General features: G+C 47.5%; 15 protein-coding genes. 5 read left to right on the top strand and 10 right to left on the bottom strand.

The genetic code is table 11. The features are described 5' to 3' along the window. Positions 1 to 376 precede the first annotated feature (376 nt). From Psfp_RS12000 to Psfp_RS11980, 5 genes are all read right to left on the bottom strand, one after another. On the bottom strand, positions 377 to 646 hold the full coding sequence (locus Psfp_RS12000; protein ID WP_134218779.1) for a Txe/YoeB family addiction module toxin: 270 nt from the start codon (positions 644 to 646) through the stop codon (positions 377 to 379). After that, positions 639 to 911 carry a type II toxin-antitoxin system RelB/DinJ family antitoxin gene (locus Psfp_RS11995; protein ID WP_134218778.1) on the bottom strand — a complete coding sequence of 91 codons (273 nt, stop codon included), beginning with the start codon at positions 909 to 911 and terminating at the stop codon, positions 639 to 641. Before Psfp_RS11995 ends, Psfp_RS12000 begins: the two co-directional genes overlap by 8 nt. A 261-nt stretch (positions 912 to 1,172) precedes the next feature. Then, positions 1,173 to 1,394: a DUF433 domain-containing protein gene (locus Psfp_RS11990; RefSeq protein ID WP_243120604.1), complete on the bottom strand. Its 222-nt coding sequence runs from the start codon at positions 1,392 to 1,394 to the stop codon at positions 1,173 to 1,175. A 97-nt stretch (positions 1,395 to 1,491) separates the two neighbouring features. Continuing rightward, complete coding sequence (locus Psfp_RS11985) at positions 1,492 to 1,758, bottom strand: type II toxin-antitoxin system YafQ family toxin (protein ID WP_282432440.1); 267 nt, start codon at positions 1,756 to 1,758, stop codon at positions 1,492 to 1,494. 9 nt (positions 1,759 to 1,767) lie between these two features. Next, a complete protein-coding gene (locus Psfp_RS11980) occupies positions 1,768 to 2,043 on the bottom strand; it encodes a type II toxin-antitoxin system RelB/DinJ family antitoxin (RefSeq protein ID WP_134218776.1) in 276 nt (91 codons plus the stop codon). Between the two features lie 279 nt (positions 2,044 to 2,322). On the opposite strand from Psfp_RS11980, the gene Psfp_RS11975 reads away from it, so the two are divergent. Further along, a complete protein-coding gene (locus Psfp_RS11975) occupies positions 2,323 to 2,652 on the top strand; it encodes a type II toxin-antitoxin system RelB/DinJ family antitoxin (protein WP_134218775.1) in 330 nt (109 codons plus the stop codon). Further along, on the top strand, positions 2,649 to 2,966 hold the full coding sequence (locus Psfp_RS11970) for a type II toxin-antitoxin system RelE/ParE family toxin (RefSeq protein WP_134218774.1): 318 nt from the start codon (positions 2,649 to 2,651) through the stop codon (positions 2,964 to 2,966). Before Psfp_RS11975 ends, Psfp_RS11970 begins: the two co-directional genes overlap by 4 nt. 327 nt (positions 2,967 to 3,293) lie before the next feature. On the opposite strand, the gene Psfp_RS21705 is transcribed toward Psfp_RS11970, so the two are convergent. Both Psfp_RS21705 and Psfp_RS11960 read right to left on the bottom strand, forming a co-directional pair. Further along, complete coding sequence (locus Psfp_RS21705) at positions 3,294 to 3,446, bottom strand: hypothetical protein (RefSeq protein WP_190239883.1); 153 nt, start codon at positions 3,444 to 3,446, stop codon at positions 3,294 to 3,296. Between the two features lie 11 nt (positions 3,447 to 3,457). Continuing rightward, entirely contained in the window at positions 3,458 to 4,180 is a 723-nt protein-coding gene (locus Psfp_RS11960) for a hypothetical protein (RefSeq protein WP_134218773.1), read from the bottom strand. A 450-nt stretch (positions 4,181 to 4,630) separates the two neighbouring features. On the opposite strand from Psfp_RS11960, the gene Psfp_RS11955 reads away from it, so the two are divergent. Beyond that, complete coding sequence (locus Psfp_RS11955; RefSeq protein WP_192895410.1) at positions 4,631 to 5,341, top strand: LytTR family DNA-binding domain-containing protein; 711 nt, start codon at positions 4,631 to 4,633, stop codon at positions 5,339 to 5,341. 6 nt (positions 5,342 to 5,347) lie between these two features. Here Psfp_RS11955 and Psfp_RS11950 read toward each other — a convergent pair whose 3' ends face one another. Beyond that, positions 5,348 to 7,201, bottom strand: coding sequence for an ATP-binding protein (locus Psfp_RS11950; protein ID WP_190239882.1), 1,854 nt, complete (start codon positions 7,199 to 7,201; stop codon positions 5,348 to 5,350). 101 nt (positions 7,202 to 7,302) lie between these two features. On the opposite strand from Psfp_RS11950, the gene Psfp_RS11945 reads away from it, so the two are divergent. Next, positions 7,303 to 8,202 (top strand): hypothetical protein, encoded by a 900-nt coding sequence (locus Psfp_RS11945; RefSeq protein ID WP_134218770.1) that lies wholly within the window; start codon positions 7,303 to 7,305, stop codon positions 8,200 to 8,202. Between the two features lie 204 nt (positions 8,203 to 8,406). Here Psfp_RS11945 and Psfp_RS11940 read toward each other — a convergent pair whose 3' ends face one another. Next, the gene (locus Psfp_RS11940) at positions 8,407 to 8,703 is read right to left on the bottom strand and encodes a hypothetical protein (RefSeq protein ID WP_134218769.1); all 297 of its coding nucleotides are present in this window, start codon (positions 8,701 to 8,703) and stop codon (positions 8,407 to 8,409) included. Positions 8,704 to 9,033: 330 nt separating this feature from the next. Here Psfp_RS11940 and Psfp_RS11935 point away from each other — a divergent pair, with 330 nt between their 5' ends. Next, on the top strand, positions 9,034 to 9,585 hold the full coding sequence (locus tag Psfp_RS11935) for a hypothetical protein (RefSeq protein WP_134218768.1): 552 nt from the start codon (positions 9,034 to 9,036) through the stop codon (positions 9,583 to 9,585). Between the two features lie 174 nt (positions 9,586 to 9,759). Here Psfp_RS11935 and Psfp_RS11930 read toward each other — a convergent pair whose 3' ends face one another. Further along, positions 9,760 to 11,289 carry a vanadium-dependent haloperoxidase gene (locus Psfp_RS11930; protein ID WP_348981140.1) on the bottom strand — a complete coding sequence of 510 codons (1,530 nt, stop codon included), beginning with the start codon at positions 11,287 to 11,289 and terminating at the stop codon, positions 9,760 to 9,762. Positions 11,290 to 11,648 lie beyond the last annotated feature (359 nt).

Below are 11,648 nucleotides of genomic sequence, written 5' to 3'. Positions count from 1 at the left end.
AATCTCCAAAAAATGGAGTATGCCAATTCGCGATTGGGGCATTATAATTGGGCAACTGATGATATTTTTTGAGGACCGGCTGCAAGGTAAAATGGTTTCGTGATCGGGGGCGCTGCCCCCGAACCCCNGGAGTTTATCGCTTGGTTTTCCAAGACGGCAGATAAAAGCGACGGTCTCCATCGGAATCCGCCGCCTCGCCAAACCTCAAGCCCGCTCGGGTCGCGCTCCCGCGTTGCCCTATCCTGCGCATGAGTAAAAGCATTATTAGTGTGTACAATTACTTGTGAGATTATTCCATTTACACGGAAGCCGGTACACTCCCGGTTATGACATTATCGCTCCCGACAGGCTGATCAGGTTGAGCATGCCTTGTGCGTCATTTGTCGCCGTAATGGGTGTGGCATTGTACAATCTCAATTGTGGTGTCGGTAACGCGGTATAAAATTCGGTTAGTTTCGTCAATTCGGCGGCTCCATAATCCCGTTTTATCGCCTTTGAGCGGTTCCGGCTTGCCTATTCCCTCAAAGTTATTGCGCTGGATATCTTGCAACAACTGGTTGATACGGCGTAACGTTTTCTTGTCCTGCGTTTGCCAATATAAATAGTCCTCCCATGCGTTCTGTGCAAAAGTCAATGATTTACTCATCGGCCATAGTCTCTAATTCTTCCATTGTCTTGACCATCACCTGCCCACTTTTCAACTGCTCAAGGCTTTCTCTTATACGCGCTTGGTTGACCTCGCTCAAAAACGGGTCTGCGGCGATTTCAAAAGGTATTTTACCTTGCCTGACAACGGCTTTTGCAAAAATATTTATAGCTGTGGTCATGTTCAAGCCCATTTCATCAAAAAGTGTTTCGGCCTGCTTTTTAAGGTTTTCGTCCATACGGATTGTTACACTTGTAGTTGCCATAGTATCAGCTCCTTTCTGACTTTATATTGTAAGATAAATCACTTACAATGTCAATACATAGTATGCTAATTTTAGAAAATATAATACATGCAATTAGATCATTCACCACATTTTGCACCTGGAATTTAAATCGACAGTTCAGAGCAGCTTTCTATTCCTTCAGAATATACCGTTTCAGAATCATGTCCTGCAGCGTTAAACCGCTCAGCTGCTGCAATGGGGAGGTTCTAGTCAATTTTTATTTTCATGACTTATCTCCGGTCAAAGGGCTAAATGTTCTTCTTTGGCCAGTAAGGCGGCATAAGCCAGGGTGGCATCTATGTCGGCGGGGGATAAAGACGGATAATTTTTCAGAATTTCCTCCCGGCTTGAGCCGGCTGCGAGGTTATCTAAAATAACTGAAACGGGGATTCTGGTCCCGGCTATACAAGCTGCTCCGTGACAAACTTCCGGGTCGGTAGTTATTCGCTTTAGTAAACTCACAAGTAACACCTCCATTTAGTTCAGTTTATCATAAAGAAGAAACTCCAGGTTTAAACTGAAAGCAGCCGGTTTATAGCTGCCGGGGAGTGCACGTACTTTACTTACCGAATAAATCGCTATGAGAGCCCGTACGCGTCAGTGTCAGAACAAGAACGCCGTTATCGGCGCGGTACACTAGCAGCCAGTCGCTTTGAACGTGGCATTCCCGGTGCCCTGCCCAATTCCCGGTCAGCGCATGGTCACGGTTCTTTTCCGGCAGTGGTTCTCCCCTGGCGAGCAGTCGGATGATGTTATCCAGCAATTCGATATCAAGCCCACGTTTCATCGCCAGCTTGTAGTCCTGCTTGAATTGTGTCGTAAACAATGTCCAGTGTCATACTTTAAGCTCCCTCAGCGCTTCCTCTACATCGCTGTATCGTTTTGCGTCGGGGGCGACGGCAATGCGTTCGGCTTCCTTCATGGCGGCGACGGTAGCGTTGTTCGGCGTGCCCAGTTTTACCTCAAACGGGAAACCACCGACCCGAAGCGACTGTCTTAAAAACACATTAATGGCCGTCGTTAGGTTCATGCCAAGCTCTCCGTAAAGCATCTCGCACTGTTTTTTAACGTCGCTGTCCATACGGACGCTGAAATTTGTTGTATTGGCCACGGTAATCAACTCCTTTCGCAATTCAATGCATATATATTATATGCTAATTGCATTGCAATATCAACTCTTTAGCCGGAATATTGGGACGTGTCAGGGGGACGGGGTGAAAGCGCCGGTAAAGCATTGAGCGGACTTGACAGAATACGTGAAGCAGCGCGGAGAGAGTGCAATGCGTTCGGCTGTGTATAGGCATTTATTGATCATCCGGCTGATATGTAGTGATAATGTATTTACATTGGCCCTGGTTTGGGTATAATAGAGATGAAGGAGCTGATAGATATGAGCGAATATAACACCCCTAACGTGACGAATGCGGCCAAGACCTCCAGCTTCCAAATGCGGATTAATCCCGAGATCAAGCAGAAAGCGGAGATGATTTTTGCAAAATATGGCCTGACGCTGACAAACGCCGTCAATATATTTATCCAACAATCACTCAATGCCGGGGGTCTTCCGTTCCTTGTCTCGCAAGAAAACGCCGAATACCTTAAGGCAAAAGCGATGAAGCAGCTTGTAAGTGAGGTTGAAAAGGGGTGGCAGTCCGTTAAGACCGATGCCGACTGGATCCCGGAGGATGATATGTACAGCCGTTTGGGAGTTGAAAAATGAAGGTCAGGTATACCCCCGAGGCGTTGAACGATTTGCAGGAGATGAGCGACTACATCTCAAACGTTCTTTATAATCCACAGGCGGCGGCAAGGATCAAAAAAAGTATTCTTGATTCTTGTGGCCGCCTTAAGGAGCAACCTTTTTTGGGACCTTCTGTTCAGGTGAAGACGGGCTGCAAAACAGACCTGCGCTTTCTTGTATGCGAAAAACATCTGGCTTTTTACCGCGTTGAGAACGGATATATCTCCGTAGCCCGAATCATCAATGGAAGGCAGGATTACCTTCGCATACTATTCGGGGATATCGGAGAATAACGCATCCTCTTGCTGAAGTAGTCGGCTCCACGAGTAAGACCATATTCGGAGGAGGAAGGAAATACATAGGATTCTTCTTGAATCTTATCCCGGCCTGATTTAAGTATTGCCTGAATGCTCTTAAAGCTCGGGCGTTCTGTATAAGATAACGCTTTGGCGCAAGCAGCGTCCAGTCGCTCAATGGAATACTTGTCGGCTAGTTTCAAAAGTGCCATGCAAGCCTTGTAGCCTTGTTGCTCAACCTTGTGACGAGCCGGAGCCCTCCAGAATTTGAGAGAAAAATGATACAATAAAGAAGGTGTCAGAAGGACGGGTTTGTTGACAACATTATAATGAACCCCATTCTTGTGAAAGTGGGTACTGATATGCCATGTCATGAGCGGCAATTGCAGCCCAATTTACATCGATAATCTCACCAACACCTCTTGCAAGTAAAGAGACATTTGTAAAGGGAGCTCGTAATTTATCAAAGCTTTTCATACAATTCTCCCTCATACGGCAAGATTATTGCCAATCCACTCATTAAACTGTAGTGATTGATAGCTGGATGGCAAGGTTATTTGTTTAGCTTCGAGGATTTTTTGAAAACTCTTTTTCTTACAGTAAAGGCCAATACCATGTTGAGAAAACGCTTTCAATGTTTCATTTTGTGGCTTTGAAACATTTGTAAGTGCATAAGAATGTGACGCAAACCATGTATTAATTAAAGATTGCTCCACAACTCGGTTAATATTGTTGATTTTTGCTTCGACTGAAATAAGCTTGATTATGCTAAAAACATCACGCAACTCACGTGGACGCCAGCATTTGTTTCTATACGAAATCAACTTGGCATCAAGCAATTTTTCAAGCGAGGTTAATGTTTGTTTTTCCGGCAACTTCAAGCTTGAAATCAAATGGGAGCCGTTCACACCACGGGTCAACAGCAAGTGAGAAAGTATCTTTAAGTCGTTTACTGTAAGGTTTTTTCGTTCATCCGACCAGTTGTTTACTATTGATGGAAGGTATGATGCAAGCACAATATCTGGGAATCCAGATGAAACCCGAGGTTCTATAAATACTGCGAGATTTAATTTTTTATTATTGCGTTGAAATTGATGACAATAATACTCAACAAACTGTTTTACAAGTTCATATTCATCACCTTGTGTTATGGTTCTTGTAAACAGACCGATTTGTGGCATGTCGTTTTCAAGAACTGTTATTCGTTCCAATTGCAATCACTTCCTTTGCCACATCTTTCCATATTAATAATAACACACAGTAGCATGAAATGGAATGACTTATCACCCTGCAAACGAAGTCCTTTTCCTACTAAAACCGCCAGATTGCGCACATCTGGCGGTTTTATATATATCCTATTACCAAGGAGGTATCCCTATGCAATCCGCAACCCAAAATTCCCTCTACATGACAAAGGTATTATACTCCCGTCCGGCGCAATATGCCAGGACAAAATCAACCTCAAAACTCATCGAAGAACATCAATATTTGGAAGCCGTAGATGAGATGAGGAAAGCGGGGCTTCTTTCAGCAGTTTCTTTTTGAAAATGATTTATGCGCAAACAACCAAAAATACGCCTAAACGACTTCGTTTACGCGTCTGGACGTTTTTTTATTTGTGCTATACTAATTTATAGCGACAGGTGAAGGGCGGGATGGTGTTGTATCGTGTTGCAATTTGTGATGATGAAGAGATCTTTCTGGCCAAAATGCAAAACCTGGTACAGGAAATTTTTAATGAGCTTGGCATCGAATTTCAAATTGACACGTTTTCAACCGCAAAAGCACTGATGCAGACACTGGATGCCGACCCTTCGCGCTATCAAATTCTGCTGCTGGACATACTGATGGACCAGAACGGGGTGCAATTTGCCAAAGAACTTCGCGGAAAAGGCCATCACGAGGTCGGCATCGTTTTTGTAACAAGCGCCAAAGAGTATTCATTGGAAGGCTACAGCGTTTTCCCCATCCATTATCTGACCAAGCCGGTGCAAAAAAAGCAGCTGGCCGAGGTGCTCATAAAGGATTACCGGCAAAATTTCCGCGCGAAAAAGATTGTTCTGCCCCTGAGCGGAGGCTGCCAAATCCTTTTGGCGGACGATATTCACTATATCGAACTGCTCAACAGAACCGTTATTTTTCACCTGGCAAAGGGCGATGTTTCGATTCCCGGAACGCTGAAAAGGCTGGAACCGCGCCTTCCGCAGGGCGTGTTTTTGCGCTGCCACAAAAGTTTTGCCGTTAACATCAATAAAATTCAGGGATTGTCTCCTGACGGGTTCCGCCTGTTATCGGGAGTCACCGTCCCCATCGGAAGGGCCTACCGGCAGGAATCACTGCAGAAGATGATCGCGCATTTTCATGGCGGCTGAGACATCCTAAGCCTGTTTTGGGGGAGCATTTGCGGCGCCGGGCGGAACCGGCAGCATGGTTTTGAGCGTGAAGCTGCGGTCGTCGTAGGAGATATCAAGAAGGCTGCCGTATTTTTCCACGATGGCCTTTATTACCAGAATGCCGTAGCCGTGGGCGCCTTTTTCCTGCTTGGTGGTGAGAAAGCCTGCGCCGTTTTCAGTCAGCGCATTTTCTTTCGAATTGCTGCATCGAATGAGCAAAAAGTCGTTTTTCATTTTAACATACAGTTGGATCCACCTTTTGTTTTCCGGCACACCCATACAGGCTTCAATGGCATTGTTAAGCAAGTTTAAAAACAGACTGCTCAGATCGTTGTCGGGGATAGGCACATCCTTGGGAACCATTACCTCGTAGTCTATTCTAATGCCCTGCTTATATGCCCGGGCAAACCGGTTGGTAAGAATACAGTTGAGAAGAAAATGGTTCGAATACACCACAGGGGAAGTGATGGCCTCCCACCGGGAAATTCCCTGCACATATGCGGATATTTTATCTACATCGCCTTCCTCGCAAAGGATTTGCAAGGCCGAGGCATGGTTGTTGATTTCATGGCGCAGCAGTTTGATTTGTTGTAAGTTTTCTACCGTGGCTTCGCAATATTCCAGAGTCAACGCGTTTTTAAGCTTCATGATCCGGATTTCCTCCTGATCCTTTGCGCGCTGTTGCAGGAATTCGTAGAGGTTATAAAACCATATGGTTAAAATTATGCCGAAAAATGAAACTACATACACATTATAGAGCACGTCGTATCTCATTGTTTGAGCGATAATCGTACACAAGCAGGCGATACTCGCAGCTGCGACACAGGGTGAAATAAAGCGCAGAAATACATTGCCGCGCCGCAGCTCCAATAGCAGCAGGACAACCATAATCAAAAACAGAAGCTGGTAAAGCGGATTTATGACGGAAAGCAACCTGTAATAATCCAGGTGAAAAGCCGGCGGCAGCACCAGCGCGAGAAAGGCCGTTGCCAGAAATCCGCCCAGCACCAGATCGGTCGCCCGCTTGTAGTGAACCATCCGAATGCGCAAATACGCAATAATAAAAACAGGATATAATGTGTAGGTAAAACTGCGCATAAAAGAATTGATGTCAGGCGGAAACAGCAGATAGGCAATATAAGTCCGGCCAACACTGTAAATCCCCCACAGGATGCAGAATAGGCCGAAAAATAAATTTGCCCGGCGGTTTACATAGGAGCGCATCGGCAGCGCGGAAAATACCGCACAAACGAATCCTCCTAAAACGCATACCAATGAAAGAAACATGTACAATATGGACTTCTTTACGGCAAACACATGCAGTGACGACAAGTTTCCCAAATAAACAGGCTGCAGAGAACTGGCGAAAATAGCATAAGGCGACCAGATTTTGATTAGCAGGTTTTTCCCCGCGGCTTGCTCCGGCAACGCCACGAAATGCAGGCTTACCCCCGGATCGGTCTCAAGGGGCCGGTCCAGATTATCAAACAGCAGCGTCTCATCCAGGAACACCTGTATGCGCTGGTGAATGCTTACAAGCATCAGCGCGCCGTCTCGCACCGCGTGCTTCTCCGAAAGCGTGCGGCGTATTTGCAGCGCTTCATCTGCTTTTAGAGAAATGTCCGCCGGGTAATGCTCCAAATTGCTCCAAATACTGCCGGGACCTTTTTGTAATTGCCATCCTTCGCTCAGCAAGAAAATATTGTCCGTCCTATAGGGCCGGGCATATTGACTCAAATAGAGCAAAACTATACATGCGGCTATTAGCGCCAGAAGGGTTTGCGCAAGGATTGCGGCGGGTAATCTGTGATCGTTTGTCTTCTGTTTGTAGTTCAGCAAGGCGATGTCTCCTGAAAAACGTAGGTAACACTGACCATGGCAAGTATTTACAATTATACTATGATTATAGCATAATATAACCAAAAGAAAGGAGGATCGACATGAAGTTAAATATGCAACCGGGAGATGTCTTAGTTTTCGAAGCCGGGGACGACTGGATCGGCAAGAGCATCGCATTTCTGACCAAATCCACCGTCAGTCACTCGGCAATGGCTTTAGAGGAATTTCGGATTGTGGAAATGGGGCCGCATGGGATTGTGTCCCCGGGCGTACACGCAGATGAAAAAGGCAGAAAGGTTTACCTGCTGCGGCTGGAGCCCGGCCGTCCGGCCCAGCCATTGCTGCAGGCAGCGGAAGCCTACCTGCGGGAAGGGGTTGCTTTCGACTTCCCCGCTTTGTTTTTGCTGGCAGGCCTTCTTATCTACCGCGCCATACGCCCCACTCCAAAGCTGCAGCAACTCACAGATCTTGTGCTGCGGTCTGTTTGCAAGGGACTCGACGTGTTCATTAACAGGCTGCGACAGCGCGGCCATGCGCAAAAGGTAATGGTTTGCTCCCAGTTTGTATACCAGTGCTACCGTGATTGCGGCGAGGATTATCAAATTCACTTGCAGGGAGGCGATTTGCAAAACGGCATGAATATGGGGGATACCAATGAAAATATCCGCCTGATTGATCTGCTGGAGCAATCCGGTCCCATCAATACAAACCTTGTGGATATGCACAGCCCGGAAGAAAGCGGCATTTGTTCGGATCCCCAGCAATTGGCCCGAGAGCTGTACGCCGCGTTGACCGAATCCGACCCCAATGAAATGCCCGCCGGCGCAGATATGCGTGCGCTGCTGCCCGTTGTCCAAAAATTTCTTGAACTTGTGGAACAGTTCCTGCGGGAGACAGAACAGGATATGCCTATCAATGCTCTGTTTGTTACCCCTAACGATCTTCTGCGCCATGCAAAAAACCTGCGTGTTGTGGAAACAACCTACATAACAAGAGATTGACGCGCAGGGGGACGGTTCGCCTGCGTCGGGATAAACCGGAATTTATGCCTCTAAGTTGAAGCAAAGCTGCCGGAGCATATTGCATACAATGTGTCCCAAAAAACAATCCCGTATCAGTGATACGGGATGCTTTTTTTCATTATGGGATTATGTATGCTGCCATTAACCTTTTGTTACAGCCCCAACCATGAATTCCACCGTGGATTAATATCCTTTTACAATATTCTCGATGTTTAGCAGGGAGAACTTGCCGCCGTCGACGGGAAGCTGTTCGTGGAGAATGACCTTGACAATCGCCTCGCTGGCATCCTTGGTCGCCAGGGTCTGCTTGCAGAGGATCATGTGGTTGATGCCGGCTACCACCTGGGTTGCACAATACACAACAGGAATGTAGTTCGCGCCGACCATTCCACCGAATACCTCGCTGAATCCCGATGCCACCTTTTCGGGCAGATCGCATGCCTTGATATCGAGAATTTTCCAGCCGCCTGTGAGTGCCATATCCTCACTCCTTTTTTTAGTATTCGGAGTTTCCCGCTCCGGAGAAGCCCATCAAACTGCTATACTATTATCGCAGCGGATTTTTCCGTGGAGAAGCTCCATAAAATTACTATATCAGAATGAAACCGGCTTTAGTATCCTCTGTGCATGAACGACCAATATATGGTATAAACGACAGCGCATATACAGTTTCAGAATCATGTCCGTCAGCTTCCCGTCAATTTTTATTTGCTCTATACAGAGCTTCCTTGCCCATGATAAAATAACCTAATTAACAAACAAACCAACATACAGAACCAGGGTATGATAGAGACTGGGGGGATGAATGTCATGAAAAAGTTATTGTTTGCGTTAATCATAATTCTTATTGTGATTGCAGGGGGATATAAGCTTGGCCTTAAATATGGCTCGGAAGTAGTAATTGATAAGATAGCCAATCAGGTATTGTCGAAGGACGAGATAGATCAATTGATTGAAGACCCCAAAGTTCAAAAAACCATTGAGGAGCAACTGGGAGCCGGAGCCCTCCAGAATTTGAGAAAGCAACAGCCCAACACCGGTACTGTTCCCGATGCTGTTCCCGATGCTGTTCCCGATGCTGTTCCCAATGCTCCCGATGCGAGCGACCTTCCCCAAACCGGCACAAACAGTCAGCTTGTTTTTGCTACAACTGAAGAAGCTTTAAAATTTTTATTGACCAAGTTTTCAATGTCTGAACTGAATGGTTTTATCAAGATGGCTGACGGTGGCGTTACCACCGCAGAAAAGAACCAAATAAAATCCGCTTTAATGTCACGTTTAACCCCGGAAGAGTATCAGGCTTTAAAAGTGCTTGGCCTCATAGAGCTCCAAAAAAGGCAAATCAGTATGAACTCGAACTAAAATTCGTGCCGCCACGTTTAGCAAATGGGTTGTCTCATAACAAGGTGGAAGGATTTGCCCTCATGGGCATGTACCTGCTGTTGATCATTTATTTATTCTGCAGAGGTTCCGCCGCAAATACGCTCTTTAGGAATGGGGTCAGGCTATACTTTGTTCAAGCCTGACCCCTTGGACTTAGATGATTACGGTGGCGCCGTCAAACTTGGTGAAGGAGAAGCCGCTAAAATCCTCATTGAAGGTCCTTCTGTAATCCTGCAGGATCCCGATAGCCACCGCTTCACCTAGTTTGAGGCCTTCACTGGCGTCAGAACGCCAGTGGATGCCTGCGGTATCGCGGCCAACGGCGATATTGGCGGCCAGTTTGTTCAATTCCCCGCCTACCGTCAAAGGCGGCCCTGCGTAAGGCAACAGTGTGAGGCCATCATCACTGGCCACAACCGGGTTGGGGATAATAAAGGATTCTTTGAAGAACGCCTTCAACATCGTGACCCCGGCTCCGGCAAAGCAGGCGTGACCGGCGGGATAGGCCGGATGAGTCGGGCAGCCTTCCGCATAGGCCTGGGGCAGCAGGTAGGAGCCAAACCTGTCGAAGATTTCGGAAACCGCTTGTGAATTGAGCAGCTCCGGATTAATCGGGTAGTTGGCGGCGCCCGTCAGGCGGTTTTGGACGCGCCCTCCGAACTCCTCGGGACGCAGCCGGCGATGCACCAGGAATTTCTGGAACCAAGCCGCCACCTGGGATGCCCGCCCTGCCCGGGCCGCGAAATCCAGAATATTTGGGGTGCCGAAGGTGGCAAAACCAATCTGGGTTGCCGAACGCAAATAGGGGTTGGTTTGGGCCAGTGCGACCTGTCCAAGGCCGAGCAGGATCAAACAAGCGACGAGAGTACTCTGGAAGGGAAAATCCCGGTGCACATATTTGCCCAGATCGCGGCCGTTGCGGATGTAGCGGGGCGTGGGGTCGAATTGATTCATAGTTGTCGGAGCAAGTCCGTTCTGGTTGTTCAACCATTCCTCATACCCGGTCAGGTGGTCATCGCCGGCCACCGTAGTGCGATACCGCTGGACAAAGGGCGTAGACCCCAGGACAAAGTCCTTCCACAGGAACTGGGAAATATAGGGCCCCACCAGGTCACCGGGCGTATTCCCGCGGAACAAGGTTCCCGTGGTAACGGCGCCATTGATTTTAGGCCCGCGAAAATCCGAGAATTTCGATAGATCCGCAGCAGCCGCGATAGTGAGCGGATCGGTGTCATAAGCATTGAAAGGCACATCCCGGGTTAGCGCCTGCCAGTAAAGTTCGGCCATTTCACCGGCAAGCCAGGCGCTGCTGAAGGCCGGCGGCGCAATCATACCTAAATGGTGGGAATCAGGTCCCGCCATCTCAAAGGCATAAGCGGCCTGGGGGTTGGTGAGCTTGGCAACGCCTCCCAGGGGTATAAATTCAAAATCGTCCGGGTTACCGGTGCTTAAAGCCCTGATGAAGTCCTGATAGGCATTGAGGTTAACCTCACCCAACTGATTGTGCGGCAACCCCTTGGAATAGTTGCCGATTTTGTTTGGAAAAACAATTTCATCACCGTTGCATGGATGGCCCGGGAGGGGAAGGTCCTTTTGAAAAAGGGCCGCTTCCTGGCGGACTTGAAACGCCTCTTGCTGGCGCTGCCGTGCGGAGGCCGGCCCAATTTCGCATGATGCCAGCATAGTAATGTTCAAATCCACGGCCTTTTCTCTGCTGCTCCCCTCATTAATATTTGAAAAACCTTCGCTCATCTGAATTCACTCCCTGATACATGCTTAATTACATAATATGTTAATATATCAAATTCGTTCCTGTTGCTATATATCAGGGACTGTCAAGGGGACGGGGTTGTTGTCATAAACTTTTAGTCAATGGAAAATCCAGACAAGATTTTGTAATAGTTAGACGCGATTCTACTATTTTTTGACAATAAGCATAGACAATCAGCTTTAATATTGCTAACTTATAATCGACTCCATCTTTCCGCTTTAGTCCATTCAAGGGGTTGGTCATGGCTGGCCCGTGGACGTAGTGCCTTCTA

The sequence above is a fragment of the Pelotomaculum sp. FP genome (assembly GCF_004369245.1).
Lineage (GTDB): Bacteria > Bacillota > Desulfotomaculia > Desulfotomaculales > Pelotomaculaceae > Pelotomaculum_C > Pelotomaculum_C schinkii.
Note: the sequence above shows the minus strand (reverse complement) of the source record. Positions and strands in the feature narration are given on the sequence as shown.